Annotated in this window: 16 protein-coding genes and 2 tRNA genes; 17 read left to right on the top strand and 1 reads right to left on the bottom strand. The window is 66.9% G+C overall.

Features of this window, described 5'->3' with window-relative positions; all coding sequences use genetic code 11:
- The 8 genes from lon to Q7T09_RS11830 form a co-directional block, all read left to right on the top strand.
- Nucleotides 1–1,719 (top strand): endopeptidase La (lon, locus tag Q7T09_RS11865; RefSeq protein ID WP_304699892.1); only part of this gene is annotated, 1,719 nt, incomplete at its 5' end.
- Between the two features lie 179 nt (nt 1,720–1,898).
- Entirely contained in the window at nt 1,899–2,171 is a 273-nt protein-coding gene (locus Q7T09_RS11860) for an HU family DNA-binding protein (protein ID WP_304699891.1), read from the top strand.
- 114 nt (nt 2,172–2,285) lie between these two features.
- Nucleotides 2,286–2,362, top strand: a tRNA-Val gene (locus tag Q7T09_RS11855).
- Between the two features lie 82 nt (nt 2,363–2,444).
- Nucleotides 2,445–3,362, top strand: a complete 918-nt coding sequence (locus tag Q7T09_RS11850) for an aldo/keto reductase (RefSeq protein WP_304699890.1) — start codon at nt 2,445–2,447, stop codon at nt 3,360–3,362.
- 77 nt (nt 3,363–3,439) lie between these two features.
- Nucleotides 3,440–5,365 carry an NAD(P)/FAD-dependent oxidoreductase gene (locus tag Q7T09_RS11845; RefSeq protein WP_304699889.1) on the top strand — a complete coding sequence of 642 codons (1,926 nt, stop codon included), beginning with the start codon at nt 3,440–3,442 and terminating at the stop codon, nt 5,363–5,365.
- Between the two features lie 45 nt (nt 5,366–5,410).
- A complete protein-coding gene (locus tag Q7T09_RS11840) occupies nt 5,411–5,980 on the top strand; it encodes an NADPH-dependent FMN reductase (protein WP_304699888.1) in 570 nt (189 codons plus the stop codon).
- Nucleotides 5,981–6,042: 62 nt separating this feature from the next.
- Nucleotides 6,043–7,146: an SH3 domain-containing protein gene (locus tag Q7T09_RS11835; protein ID WP_304699887.1), complete on the top strand. Its 1,104-nt coding sequence runs from the start codon at nt 6,043–6,045 to the stop codon at nt 7,144–7,146.
- Between the two features lie 69 nt (nt 7,147–7,215).
- Nucleotides 7,216–7,398 (top strand): YegP family protein, encoded by a 183-nt coding sequence (locus Q7T09_RS11830; RefSeq protein ID WP_304699886.1) that lies wholly within the window; start codon nt 7,216–7,218, stop codon nt 7,396–7,398.
- An 89-nt stretch (nt 7,399–7,487) separates the two neighbouring features.
- On the opposite strand, the gene Q7T09_RS11825 is transcribed toward Q7T09_RS11830, so the two are convergent.
- A tRNA-Asp gene (locus Q7T09_RS11825) sits at nt 7,488–7,564 on the bottom strand.
- A gap of 236 nt (nt 7,565–7,800) precedes the next feature.
- Here Q7T09_RS11825 and Q7T09_RS11820 point away from each other — a divergent pair.
- The 9 genes from Q7T09_RS11820 to Q7T09_RS11780 form a co-directional block, all read left to right on the top strand.
- Nucleotides 7,801–8,178, top strand: a complete 378-nt coding sequence (locus Q7T09_RS11820; RefSeq protein ID WP_304699885.1) for an NADH-quinone oxidoreductase subunit A — start codon at nt 7,801–7,803, stop codon at nt 8,176–8,178.
- Complete coding sequence (locus Q7T09_RS11815) at nt 8,148–8,744, top strand: NADH-quinone oxidoreductase subunit B family protein (protein WP_304699884.1); 597 nt, start codon at nt 8,148–8,150, stop codon at nt 8,742–8,744. The genes Q7T09_RS11820 and Q7T09_RS11815 overlap by 31 nt, the downstream gene beginning before the upstream one ends.
- Nucleotides 8,741–9,352 carry an NADH-quinone oxidoreductase subunit C gene (locus tag Q7T09_RS11810; RefSeq protein WP_304699883.1) on the top strand — a complete coding sequence of 204 codons (612 nt, stop codon included), beginning with the start codon at nt 8,741–8,743 and terminating at the stop codon, nt 9,350–9,352. The genes Q7T09_RS11815 and Q7T09_RS11810 overlap by 4 nt, the downstream gene beginning before the upstream one ends.
- Complete coding sequence (locus tag Q7T09_RS11805) at nt 9,352–10,569, top strand: NADH-quinone oxidoreductase subunit D (RefSeq protein WP_304699882.1); 1,218 nt, start codon at nt 9,352–9,354, stop codon at nt 10,567–10,569. The genes Q7T09_RS11810 and Q7T09_RS11805 overlap by 1 nt, the downstream gene beginning before the upstream one ends.
- Nucleotides 10,566–10,916 (top strand): nuclear transport factor 2 family protein, encoded by a 351-nt coding sequence (locus tag Q7T09_RS11800; protein WP_304699881.1) that lies wholly within the window; start codon nt 10,566–10,568, stop codon nt 10,914–10,916. The genes Q7T09_RS11805 and Q7T09_RS11800 overlap by 4 nt, the downstream gene beginning before the upstream one ends.
- Nucleotides 10,917–10,926: 10 nt before the next feature.
- Nucleotides 10,927–11,601 (top strand): NADH-quinone oxidoreductase subunit NuoE, encoded by a 675-nt coding sequence (nuoE, locus tag Q7T09_RS11795; RefSeq protein WP_304699880.1) that lies wholly within the window; start codon nt 10,927–10,929, stop codon nt 11,599–11,601.
- Complete coding sequence (locus tag Q7T09_RS11790; protein ID WP_304699879.1) at nt 11,598–11,807, top strand: hypothetical protein; 210 nt, start codon at nt 11,598–11,600, stop codon at nt 11,805–11,807. The genes nuoE and Q7T09_RS11790 overlap by 4 nt, the downstream gene beginning before the upstream one ends.
- Nucleotides 11,808–11,813: 6 nt before the next feature.
- The gene (gene nuoF, locus Q7T09_RS11785) at nt 11,814–13,130 is read left to right on the top strand and encodes an NADH-quinone oxidoreductase subunit NuoF (RefSeq protein WP_304699878.1); all 1,317 of its coding nucleotides are present in this window, start codon (nt 11,814–11,816) and stop codon (nt 13,128–13,130) included.
- A 5-nt stretch (nt 13,131–13,135) separates the two neighbouring features.
- Nucleotides 13,136–13,722 (top strand): 2Fe-2S iron-sulfur cluster-binding protein (locus Q7T09_RS11780; protein ID WP_304699877.1); only part of this gene is annotated, 587 nt, incomplete at its 3' end.

Raw genomic sequence — 13,722 nt, 5'->3', positions numbered from 1 at the left:
AACGAACAGATGAAGGCGATCCAGCGCGAGCTGGGCGAGCAGGACGACAGCCGCGACGAGTTGATCGAGCTTGAGAAGCGCATCAAGAAGACCAAGCTCTCCAAGGAGGCCCGCACCAAGGCCGACGCCGAGCTGAAGAAGCTGCGCAACATGAGCCCGATGTCGGCGGAATCCACCGTCGTGCGGAACTATCTCGACTGGCTGCTGTCCATTCCGTGGGGCAAGGCCAAGACCAAGCCGATCGACCTGGTGAAGGCCGAGGCCGTCCTGGAGCACGACCACTACGGTCTTGAGAAGGTCAAGGAACGCATCCTCGAATACCTGGCCGTCCAGGCCCGGACCGGCGCCCTGAAGGGTCCGATCCTCTGCCTGGTGGGACCGCCCGGCGTGGGCAAGACCTCGCTGGGCAAGTCCATCGCCGAGGCGACGGGCCGCGAGTTCGTGCGTGTGTCCCTGGGCGGGGTGCGTGACGAGGCCGAGATCCGCGGTCACCGTCGGACCTATATCGGCTCCATGCCCGGCAAGATCATCCAGTCGATGAAGAAGGCCAAGTCCACCAACGCCTTCTTCCTGCTCGACGAGATCGACAAGATGGGCTCCGACTATCGCGGCGACCCGTCCTCGGCCCTGCTCGAGGTCCTCGACCCGGCCCAGAACTCCACCTTCGCCGACCACTATCTGGAGGTGGACTACGACCTGTCGCCGGTGATGTTCGTCACCACGGCCAACAGCCTGAACATGCCCCAGCCGCTGCTGGACCGCATGGAGATCATCCGCATCCCCGGCTACACCGAGGACGAGAAGCTGGAGATCGCCAAGCGGCACCTGCTGCCCAAGCTGACCAAGGACCACGGCCTGTCGCCGCAAGAGTTCATCGTCCCCGACGAGGCGATCCGCGACCTGATCCGCTACTACACCCGGGAAGCCGGCGTGCGGTCGCTGGAGCGGGAGTTGGGGAATCTGGCGCGGAAGACGGTGCGCGACCTGGGTCGTGAGAAGATCACCTCGATCACCATCGATGAGGCGCGTCTGGCCAAGTACGCCGGGGTCAAGAAGTACCACCACGGCGAGACCGACGAAGAGGATCAGGTCGGCATCATCACTGGCCTGGCCTACACCGACTTCGGCGGCGACATCCTGACCATCGAAGCGATCAAGATGCCGGGCAAGGGCCGCATGTCCATCACGGGCAACCTGAAGGACGTGATGAAGGAGTCGATCACGGCGGCGGCCAGCTACGTCCGCAGCCGCGCGACCGCCTTCGGCCTGGAACCGCCGATGTTCGACAAGACCGACGTGCACGTGCACGTGCCCGAGGGCGCCACGCCCAAGGACGGTCCGTCGGCCGGTGTCGCCATGGCCGTGGCCATGGTCTCGGTGCTGACCGGCATCCCGATCCGTAAGGATATCGCCATGACCGGCGAGATCACCCTGCGGGGCCGGGTGCTGCCGATCGGCGGCCTGAAGGAGAAGCTGCTCGCGGCCCTGCGCTCCGGCGTCAAGACCGTGCTGATCCCTCAGGAGAACGTGAAGGACCTGGCCGATATTCCCGACAACGTGAAGTCGGCCATCGAGATCATCCCCGTGAAGATGGTCGATGAGGTCCTGGCGCTCGCCCTGACCAAGCCGTTGGTGCCCATCGAGTGGAAGGAACCGGCGACGCCGGCCCTTCCCCTCGCGGTCGATGATGGCGATCCCGAGGCTGTTTTGACGCACTGAATCCCAGGTTAACCGCAAAGAATGGCGGATTAACTGCAAATAAGTGGGCGGCGCGGGGTGTTCCCGCGCCGCCTTCGTTTGACGCCTGACGCGAGACCGCCATAATCGCGTCACGCGAAGCAGCCTCGCGAACACCGCGGGGGGTCCGCGGACCTATAACGGGCTGGGAGAGACACCAAATGACCAAGGCCGAACTCGTCACGGCGATCGCCGAAAAGGCGGGCCTCAACAAGGCGCAGGCGAAAGACGCGCTGGAAGCCTTCATCGACTCCGTCACGGCCTCTCTGAAGGCCAGTGAAGAAGTCCGGCTCGTCGGTTTCGGCAGTTTCGTGCCGGTGAACCGGGCGGCCGGCACCGCGCGAAATCCGCGCACCGGCGAAACCGTGAAGCGGCCCGCGTCCAAGACCGCGCGCTTCCGGGTCGGCGAGGGCCTGAAGAGCGCGCTGAACTAAGCGCGCCTCAAGCAAGCAACAATTGGAACGGGGCGGTCGCCGGGGAGGTGGCCGCCCCTTTTCTATGGAGGCCTTTGCGGGGCTTCCGGACCGGGGGTAGAACCCGGCTCCGAAGGGCGGCTAGCTCAGCTGGTCAGAGCACCTGGTTTACACCCAGGGGGTCGGGGGTTCGAACCCCTCGCCGCCCACCATCCTGCTTCGCTCTGCGAGCTTCGCAGGACAGGTCCTTCCCTAGAATTCGAAGCAGGATGCCCTGCGGAGACTGACGGTCCCATGCACTATCGCCCCCTCGGCAAGACCGGCCTGACCGTCTCGGAGATCGGCCTGGGCTGCGCCAGCTGGTGGGGGCAGAGGGCCTTCGACGAGGGCGAGGCGATCGCCCTGGTCCACGCCGCCCTCGACCGCGGCGTCACCTTCCTCGACACCGGCGCCAGCTATTCCGGCGGGAACGCCGAACACCGCCTGGGCCGCGCCCTGCGGGGACGGGATCTGTCGGGGCTGGTGATCGCCACCAAGGCCGGGACCCGGCATGACGGCCGGCGCGTGGTCCGCGACATGTCGCCGACGGCGGTGGAGGCCAGCGTCCTGCGTAGCCTGGGCAATCTCGGCCTGGAGACCCTGCCGCTGCTGCAGCTGCATGGACCGGCGATCGCCGAGCTGACCGACGACCTGCGTAGGGTCCTGGGGGGCCTGAAGACCCGCGGCCTGATCCAGGCCCTGGGGGTCAACAGCTTCGACCCCCAGGTCATCGACCACGTGATCGGTCTGCCGGACTTCGACGTGGTGATGGTGGACTACAATGTCCTGCGCCCGGAGCGGGGCCCGCTGATCGCGCGGGCCGCCGCGGCGGGGAAGGGGGTGCTTGCGGGTATGCCTCTGGCCATGGGCCACACTGGCGGCCAGGTCCTGAAGCTGCGCGCGCCGCGCGACATCTGGTACGCCCTGCGGGCCGCCAGGAACCACCGGGCCGAGGTGCTCGCCGGCCGGCGGTTCGGCTTCCTGCACCGCCAGCCCGGCATGACCGGTCCCCAGGCGGCGCTTTCCTATGTCCTGGCCCATCCCGGCGTCGCCAGCGCGGTGTTCGGCACGACCCGGATGGGGCACCTGGAGGAGAACCTGGCCGCGTCCGGCAGGGCTCTCCCATCGGATCTGGCCGCCCGCATCGCCGCCGCGCAAGGCCTTGGGGGGTGACGTTGGGGCGCCCTTTCGCGTGACGCCAAGAGGCGTATTCTGCCCGCAAGAACAACGATAAATCAGGGCAGGACACGATGGCGAAGCTCGATCTGGGTGGTCTCGATCAGGCGCTGGAGGCCGCGCATCAGCCGGCCCTGGCCGCCGCCCTGGTGCAGCTCACCGGCGACATCAACTGGCTGCGCAAGGAGTGGACGCCCACCTATACGCCGCTCTCCCGCGGCGACACCGGGGTGCCCGAGGCCGAGCAGGCCAAGTTCCGCAACCAGGCCAAGGCCGCCATCCTCGACTGGGTCGCCAAGGGCTCGCCCGCGCCGATCACGCCCGACCCCGACGCCCTGCGCCGGATGATGAGCTTCGTGGCCGGGGCCGACATCCCCGAGGACTATGCCGACTTCCTCAATGACGAGCTGGCCATCGGCGGCCAGTCCAGCAAGGACCCGCAGTGGGCCACCCCGGTCCTGAAGGACTCCGCGCGGCGCATGCACGTCCTGGTGATCGGGGCCGGCATGTCGGGCCTGCTCACCGGCATCCGCCTGACCCAGGCCGGGGTCGATTTCGAGATCGTCGAGAAGAACGCCGATGTCGGCGGCACCTGGCTGGAGAACACCTATCCCGGCTGCCGCGTGGACTCATCCAACCACATCTATTCCTACTCCTTCGAGCCCAACCACAACTGGCCCCAGCACTTCTCAACCCAACCGGTCCTGCTCGACTATTTCCGTGGCGTCGCCGACCGCTACGACCTGCGCAAAAAGGTCCGCTTCGAAACCAGCGTCGAGCAGATGATCTGGGACGAGACCCGCGCCGTCTGGAAGGTGACCCTGAAGACTTCCAAGGGGACCGAGCAGGTGGAGGCCAACGCCGTCATCACCGCCGTGGGCCAGCTCAACCGTCCGCGCCTGCCCGACGTGAAGGGCCGCGAGCGCTTCAAGGGCCCGGCCTTCCACTCCGCCCAGTGGCGCCACGACGTGGACCTCACCGGCAAGCGGGTGGCGGTGATCGGCACCGGGGCCAGCGCCTTCCAGTTCGTGCCGGAGATCGCCGGCAAGGTGGCCAGCCTGACCGTCTTCCAGCGTACCCCGCCCTGGTGCTTCCCCACCCCGCACTATCATGAGGATGTGCCGGCCGGGATGAACTGGCTGCTGGAGCACATCCCCAATTACGACAAGTGGTACCGCTTCTTCCTGTTCTGGATGGTCACAGACGGCCTGCTGGCCGGCGTCCGCGCCGACCCCGACTGGAAGGGGGATCCGGGCGCGGTCAGCGAGGCCAACGCCATGTTCCGCGCCATGGTGGCCGAGGCCCTGCGGATGCAGGCGGCCGACCGGCCCGATCTCGCCGAGAAGGTGATCCCCAACTATCCGGTCGGCGGCAAGCGCGCCTTGCTGGACAACGGCGTCTGGATCGAGGCCCTGAAGCGCCCCAATGTCGAGCTGGTCACCGAGCCCCTCGCCGAGATCACCGAGACCGGTATCGTCACCGCCGACGGAACGGCGCGCGAGTTCGACGTGATCATCTACGGCACCGGTTTCTACGCCAGCCGCTTCCTGCAGCCGATGAAGATCCAGGGCCGCGGCGGGGCCGACCTGCACGCCACCTGGGACGGCGACGCGCGCGCCTATCTGGGCATGACCACACCCGGTTTCCCCAACCTTTTCATGATCTACGGGCCCAACACCAATATCGTCGTCAACGGCTCGATCATCTTCTTCTCCGAGTGCAGCGTCCGCTACATCCTCGGCTGCCTCAAGCTGCTGGCCGAGACCGGCGCCCGGGCCCTGGAGCCCAAGGCGCAGGTGCATGACGCCTTCAACATCCGGGTCGACGAGGGCAACAGGCTGATGGCCTGGGGGGCCCCGCAGGTCACCAGCTGGTACAAGAACGAGAAGGGCCGGGTCAGCCAGAACTGGCCTTTCGCCTTGGTGGACTACTGGCGCGCCACCCTGGCCCCCAATCCCGATGACTTTGTCTTGACCAAGGAACGCCAGATGGCGGGGTAGGGGCCTCGGGGCCTATACACCGGGGCACGCGTCCCCGGAGGTCTCATGCCGCTCAAGCTCCACACCATCATCTGCAGCACCCGGCCGACCCGGCAGGGACCGAAGATCGGCGCCTGGTTCCACCAGGTCGCCCAGGCCCATGCCGGCTTCGAGGCGCTGCTGGTGGACCTGGCCGACTTCAACCTGCCGGTCTTCGACGAGCCCAAGCATCCGCGCCTGCGCGACTACGCCCACGACCACACCAAGGCCTGGAGCGCCAGCGTCGAGGCCGCCGACGCCTTCGTCTTCGTGACGCCGGAGTACAATTACGGCCCGCCGCCCTCCTTCACAAACGCGGTGAACTACCTGGTCCATGAGTGGGCCTATAAGCCCGCCGCCTTCGTCAGCTATGGCGGGGCGTCCGGGGGCCTGCGGTCGGTGCAGATGGAGAAGCTGCTGCTGACCAGCGTGAAGGTCATGCCGATCCCCGAGGGCGTGGCCCTGCCGATGTTCAACCAGCATCTCGGCGAGGACGGCTTCAAGCCGCCGGAACTGCAGGACAAGGCCGCCGTGGCCATGCTCACCGAGCTGGCCCGGTGGGGCGAGGCGCTGAGGGGGCTGCGCGCGCCAGGCTAGGCCATTGCCACGCGCGCCGGCCCGCTGTTCAACTATGTGTTGAGGGATCAGGGAGCAGGGCGATGACGGCGGGCGTGGTGGCGGTGAAGAGCCTCAATCTGCGGGACGCGCCCAGCGGCGCCTTGGTGGGCAGCCTGGACAAGGGCGACGGCGTCGAAATGTTCGAGTCCAAGGCCGGCTGGACGCGGATCGCCACCCTGAAGGCGCCGGTGCGCACGGGCTGGGTGGCCAGCCAGTATCTCAGTCAGACGGTGGCCGCCCCGACCCCGGCCGCGCCGCCGCCCGCCGCCCCGCCCATGCCCGACGACCCGGCCCATCCGGTCACCGTGGCGGGCGGCAAGGCTATCACCCCGGACGGACGGGCCTTCGCCTCGGCCAGCAAGGGCGGCTTCTACACCATTGGCCGGACCTCTCTGGCCGGCTGGCTGGCGGGCAATCCGCCGCCGGCCGACCTCAAGCCCTCGGCGGTGCGCGTCGTCCGGGCCATCTCCGCCAACGAGGGCCTGCTGGAGGCCGTCAATTCCTACGACAACAGCTACATGTCCTTTGGCCTCTTCCAGTGGACCTGCGGCCCGGCCGGCGACCCCGGTGAGCTGCCGGCGCTCCTGGCTCGGCTGAAGGCTGCGTCGCCGGCCGCCTTCCAGGACTGCTTCGGCCGCCATGGCCTGGACGTGCGGGTCTCGGGCCCCACGGCTGTCACCGGCTACCTGGTGCTGAATGGGGTGGTCCTGAACACTGCGGCGCGGAAGGTCCAGCTACGCGGCGCCGCCTGGGCCTATCGGTTCTGGCGGGCTGGCCACCACCACGACATGCGCGCCTGCGAGCTCAGCTTCGCCGCCAGCCGCATGGCCCGCTTCCTCGACGCCAAGGCCGCCGGGATTCCCGTCCGCCGCTGGCTCACCTCGGAGCAGGGGGTGGCCCTGGTGTTGGACGAGCACGTCAACCGGCCGGGCCACGTGCCGGGCACCCTGCAGGCGGCCATCGCCAAGCTCGGCGCCCACGATCCGGTCAACTGGACCACGGTCGACGAGGCCCGGCTGATCGCCGCCTATGTCCTGGCCCGCAAGGCCACCAACATGACCGACCCGCTCAGGCGCGCCGAGCGGATCGCCGAGGCCGTCCACCAGGGGACGCTTTCCGACGACCGGGGCTCCTTCCAGGCCTGAGTGGCGGGCGTCGCGACTCAGGTCTAACTTCGGGGGCCGGGGGACCGAAGAGACAGACGGAGCTGCGAGATGGCCTACAAGTTCGAGATCTACAAGGACAAGGCGGGCGAGTTCCGCGTGCGCTTCAAGGCCCCCAACGGCGAGGTGATGTTCTCCACCGAGGGCTATTCCTCGAAGGCGTCGGCCAAGAACGCCATCGAGTCGATGAAGAAGAACGGTCCAGGCGCCGAGACCGACGACACCACCGACTGATCTGTCGCCGCCCTTCCTCGCCCGGCGGGGGAGGGCGCACGGCCGCGCCAGCGCCCTGCGCGCGTCAAACCAGCGATGTCTGGGGAAAGTGGCGCGAATGACGGGACTCGAACCCGCGACCTCCGGCGTGACAGGCCGGCGCTCTAACCAACTGAGCTACATCCGCATGTGGGCCATGTGGGCCCGCGAGGGGCGTCTGATAGGTTGCGACCGGAATCGTGTCAACGGGCGAGTTGAATTCGTCGCACAAGGGCCTGTGAATAGATGTGGGTCGCGCGGCCTCCTGCGAGGCGTTCGCAGGCCGAACGCGGGTCTTTTTGGCGGGTGCGACATCAGCGTCACCGCGCCGTTTGAAACGGTTCCATTCGTGGTCTAGAAGGGCGCGACTCCTTCGAGGATTCCATGAACGCGTTCCTTCTTCAGTACCTCCCCATCGTGATCTTCCTTGGGATCGCGGCGGCCCTGGGGGTCGTCTTCATCCTCGCCTCGGCGATTCTCGCCCCCTCGGCGCCGGACCCCGAAAAGCTCTCGTCCTACGAGTGCGGCTTCAACGCCTTCGATGATGCGCGGATGAAGTTCGATGTCAGGTTCTACCTGGTCTCGATCCTCTTCATCATCTTCGACCTGGAAGTGGCCTTCCTGTTCCCGTGGGCGGTCTCGCTCATGAAACTGCCGCAGGAGCTGGGCCAGTTCTCCTTCTGGTCGATGATGACCTTCCTGGGCGTTCTGACCGTCGGCTTCATCTATGAATGGAAGAAGGGCGCCCTGGAATGGGAGTGATCGTCCCCCCGGGCTCCGCGCCTGCGCTTTCGGCCGGTCGCTCGACCGTCGAAGGCTATAATCCCAAGCTTCACGACCCCTTCTTCGACGGCGTCTCCACCGAGCTCGCCGACAAGGGCTTCATCACGGCCGCCGCCGACGACCTGATCACCTGGGCGCGCACCGGCTCGCTGATGTGGATGACCTTCGGCCTGGCCTGCTGCGCCGTCGAGATGATGCACGCCTCGATGCCGCGCTACGACCTTGAGCGCTACGGCTTCGCCCCGCGCGCCAGCCCGCGCCAGTCCGACGTGATGATCGTCGCCGGAACCCTGTGCAACAAGATGGCCCCGGCCCTGCGCAAGGTCTACGACCAGATGCCGGAGCCCCGCTACGTCATCTCCATGGGCTCCTGCGCCAATGGCGGCGGCTACTACTATTTCAGCTATTCCGTGGTGCGCGGCTGCGACCGGATCGTTCCGGTGGACATCTACGTTCCCGGCTGCCCGCCCACCGCCGAGGCCCTGGTCTACGGCGTGCTGCAGCTGCAGAAGAAGATCCGCCGGACGGGGACCATCGAAAGATGAGCTGGCCCGTCACGACCCAAACCCTTGAGACCCTGGGCCAGCAGGCCCTCGCCGACAGCGCCGGCGCGGTGGCCAGTTACTCCATCGCCTTTGACGAGCTGACCCTGACGGCCCCGGCCGGCCGCGTGGCCCAGGCGCTCACCCTGTTGCGCGACAAGTTCGGCTTCGCCCAGCTCATCGACCTCTGCGGCGTCGACTATCCGGAGCGCCCGCTGCGCTTCGACGTGGTCTACCACCTGCTGTCGATGACCAAGAACCAGCGCGTCCGCCTGAAGGTCCAGACCGACGAGGACACCGCCGTCCCCACCGCCACGGGGGTCTTCCCCTGCGCCGACTGGTACGAGCGCGAGGCCTTCGACATGTACGGGATCTTCTTCGAGGGCCACCCCGACCTGCGCCGCATCCTCACCGACTACGGCTTCCACGGGCATCCGCTGCGCAAGGACTTCCCGATGACCGGCTATGTCGAGCTGCGCTACGACGACGAACTCAAGCGCGTGGTCTACGAGCCGGTGAAGTCCGTCGAGTACCGCAACTGGGACTTCCTCTCCCCGTGGGAGGGCGCCGATTACGTCCTGCCGGGCGACGAAAAGGTGGAGGCCAAGTGATGGCGGACGACGCCTCCCTGAAGCCGCTCTCGGAAAACGAGACTCCGGTCCGCAAATTCAACATCAACTTCGGCCCGCAGCATCCCGCGGCCCACGGTGTCCTGCGCCTGGTCCTGGAGCTGGACGGCGAGGTCGTGGAGCGGGTCGACCCGCACATCGGCCTGCTGCATCGCGGCACCGAGAAGCTGATGGAGTACCGCACCTACCTCCAGAACATCCCGTACTTCGACCGCCTCGACTATGTGGCGCCGATGAACCAGGAACACGCCTTCTGCCTGGCCATCGAGAAGCTGCTGGGCCTGGAGGTTCCGATCCGCGGCAGCCTGATCCGGGTGATGTATTCGGAAATCGGCCGCGTCCTGAACCACCTGCTCAACGTCACGACCCAGGCCATGGACGTCGGCGCGCTCACCCCGCCTCTGTGGGGCTTCGAAGAGCGCGAGAAGCTGATGGTCTTCTATGAGCGGGCCTGCGGCGCGCGCCTGCACGCCAACTACTTCCGCCCCGGCGGCGTCCACCAGGACCTGCCCGAGGCCCTGATCAACGACATCGACGATTGGGCCGTGGCCTTCGCCCGCCCGCTCAGCGACATCGACAAGCTGATCACCGGCAACCGCATCTTCAAGCAGCGTAACGTCAATATCGGCGTGGTGACCCGCCAGGAGGCCAGAGATTGGGGCTTCTCCGGCGTCATGGTGCGCGGCTCGGGCATCGCCTGGGACCTGCGCCGCAACCAGCCCTACGAGTGCTACGACGATTTCGACTTCGAGATTCCGCTGGGCCTGAACGGCGACTGCTACGACCGTTATCTCTGCCGCATGCAGGAGATGCGGGAATCGGTGAAGATCATTCGCCAGTGCGTTGAACGACTTCGGAAAACGCCGGGTCCGGTGATGACCGAGGACAACAAGTTCGCGCCGCCGCGCCGGGGCGAGATGAAGCGCTCCATGGAAGCCCTGATCCACCACTTCAAGCTCTATACCGAGGGCTTCCGCACCCCGGAGGGCGAGGTCTACGCCGCCGTCGAGGCGCCCAAGGGCGAGTTCGGCGTCTTCCTGGTGAGCGACGGGACCAACAAACCCTATCGCTGCAAGATCCGCGCGCCGGGCTATCCGCACCTGGCGGCCATGGACTGGATGGCCAAGGGCCACATGCTGGCCGACGTCTCGGCGATCATCGGGTCGCTGGATATCGTCTTCGGGGAGGTGGACCGGTGAGCGCGCCCGCCTGCATCACCCCCTTCGACGTCGCCGAGGCCCAGCTGGACGCCTACAACGCCCAGGACCTTGAGGCCTATTGCTCCTTCTTCACCGACGACCTGATCGTCGCCGACCTCAACGGCGCGGTGACCATCTCGGGCATCGACGCCTTCCGCGCCAAGTACGCCCAGGTGTTCGCCGACTTCCCGGAGAACAAGGTCGAGCTGCTGGGCCGCATGACGATCGGCAATACGGTGATCGACCACGAACTGGTCATTCGCAAGCCCGGCGGCGACCAGTTCGAGGTCGCGGCCATCTACACCATCGCGGACGCCAAGATCGTCCGCATAGACTTCGTGAAGTGAGGCTCTGACCGTGAGCGTTCGACGCCTTTCCCCGAACCAGCCCGCCAGCTTCGCCTTCACGGCGGAGACGATGAAGCAGGCCCAGTGGTGGATCTCGAAATATCCGGACGGCCGCCAGCAGTCGGCGGTGATCCCGGTCCTGTGGCTGGTGCAGAAGCAGGAGGGCTGGGTCTCCGAACCCGCCATCCGCGCCGTCGCCGAGCTGCTGAAGATGGCCACCATCCGTGTCTACGAGGTCGCCACCTTCTACACCATGTTCATGCTGGAGCCGGTCGGCACCCACGCCATCGTCCAGGTCTGCGGCACCACGGCCTGCCAGTCGCGCGGCTCGGAGGGCCTGCTGGAGGTTTGCCGCAAGCGTTTCGGTCCCGACAGCCACCGCTCGGCCGACGGCAAGTTCTACTGGCAGGAGGTCGAGTGCCTGGGCGCCTGCTCCAACGCGCCGATGGCCGCCATCAACGACCGCTATTACGAAGACCTGACGGTCGAGGGCTTCGAGAGGATTCTCGACGAATTCGCCGCCGGGCGCACGCCGCCTCCGGGCTCTGAGATCGGCCGTCAAGGCAGCGCCGTCCTGGGCGGCAACACCACGCTCAACGAGCCCAAGCTCTATGACGGGTCGGCCGCCAAGCCGATCAAGAAGCTGCCGAACGCCGCCCCCAAGGGCAAGGCGCCCGTCGCATGACCGAGGTGGAGATCGCCAAGCGCCGGTTCACGATCATGGTCGCGGTCTCCGCGGCTAGCGTCTTCGTGGCCATCGCCTCGATCGTCTGCGCCTTTCGATTCAGCCAGACCTGGCTGCTGTACGTCTTCGCCGTCGCGCTCCTGATCGGGTTCGGCGCGCAGATCTGGTTCATCGCGGGCTTCCGGTCCGCGAAAAAGGGAGTGTAGGGGGTCTTGGTCGGCATCCTGGAAGACAAGGACCGCATCTTCACCAACATCTACGGGCTCCAAGACTGGGGCCTGGAAGGTGCGAAGGCGCGCGGCTGCTGGAACGCGACGCGCGAGATGCTGGAACAGAGCCACGAATGGGTCTGCGAGCAGATCCGTGAATCCGGCCTGCGGGGCCGGGGCGGCGGCGGTTTCGTCACCGGCTTCAAGTGGACCCTGATGCCGCAGCAGCTCAGCGAGCGGCCCCACTACCTGGTGGTCAACGCCGACGAGTCCGAGCCCGGCGCCTGCAAGGACCGCGAGATCATCCGCAACGATCCGCACCTGCTGATCGAGGGCTGCATGATCGCCAGCTACGCGATCCGCGCCCACACCGCCTACATCTACATCCGCGGCGAGTACGTGGCCGAGCGCGAGCGCCTGGAGGCGGCGATCAAGCAGGCCTATGCGGCCAAGCTGATCGGCAAGAACAACGTCAACGGCTGGGACTTCGACCTCCACGTCACCCATGGGGGCGGCGCCTATATCTGCGGCGACGAGACCGCGCTGATGGAGAGCCTGGAGGGCAAGAAGGGCCAGCCGCGCCTGAAGCCGCCGTTCCCGGCCGGCGCCGGCATCTATGGCTGCCCCACCACCATCAACAACGTCGAGTCCATCGCCGTCGTCGGCACCATCCTGCGCCGTGGCGCGGGCTGGTTCTCGAGCTTCGGCCGTCCGAAGAACGCCGGCACCAAGCTGATGGCGGCCTCGGGCCACGTGAACAAGCCCAGCGTGGTCGAAGAGGCCATGTCCATCCCCATGCGCCAGTTGATCGAAGAGCACTTCGGCGGCGTGCGCGGCGGCTGGGGCAAGCTCAAGGCGGTGATCCCCGGCGGGGTCTCCATGCCGATGATCACCCGCGAACAGGCCGAGACCGTCCTCATGGACTTCGACGACCTGCCCCGCGTGCAGTCGCGCCTGGGCACGGCCACCATGATCCTCTTCGACGAGGACACCGACCTGATCCGCGTGATCGCCCGGGTCTCCCGCTTCTTCAAGCATGAGAGCTGCGGCCAGTGCACCCCGTGCCGCGAAGGCACCGGCTGGATGTGGCGGGTGATGGAGCGGATGGTCACCGGCGAGGCCGAGATGCGCGAGATCGACCTGCTGCTCGACGTCGCCTCCCAGGTCGAGGGCCATACCATCTGCGGCCTCGGCGACGCCGCGGCCTGGCCCATCCAGGGTCTGTTCCGCAACTTCCGCCACGAGGTCGAAGAGCGGATCACCAGTTATCGCGCGGGCAAGCCGCATGTTCAGGGCCACGCCCTGCACGCGGCGGAGTGAGCTAGATGCCTAAAGCCAAGGTCAACGGTGTCGAGGTCGAGTTCGAACCCGGCATGACGGTTCTGCAGGTGGCGGAGCTGGCCGGGGAGGAGATCCCGCGCTTCTGCTATCACGAGCGGCTGAGCATCGCCGGCAACTGCCGCATGTGCCTGGTCGAGGTGAAGCCCGGTCCGCCCAAGCCGCAGGCCTCCTGCGCCCTGCCGGCCTCCGACGGCCAGGAGATCATCACCAACTCGCCGATGGTCAAGAAGGCCCGCGAAGGGGTGATGGAGTTCCTGCTCATCAATCACCCGCTGGATTGCCCGATCTGCGACCAGGGCGGCGAGTGCGACCTGCAGGACCAGGCCATGGGCTATGGCCGCGACGACAGCCGCTATGGCGAGAACAAGCGCGCGGTCGAAGAGAAGTTCATGGGGCCGTTGATCAAGACGGTCATGACCCGCTGCATCCAGTGCACCCGCTGCGTCCGCTTCATCACCGAAGTGGCCGGCGTGCCGGACATCGGTCTCATCTCCCGCGGCGAAGACGTTGAAATCACGACCTATCTCGACAAGGCCGTGGCCAGCGAACTGTCGGCCAACGTCATCGACCT

Origin of the sequence: Phenylobacterium sp. (assembly GCF_030645195.1) — a bacterium.
In the GTDB taxonomy this organism is placed as follows: Bacteria; Pseudomonadota; Alphaproteobacteria; order Caulobacterales; family Caulobacteraceae; genus Phenylobacterium.
This window is presented reverse-complemented; position numbering and strand designations above follow the sequence as displayed.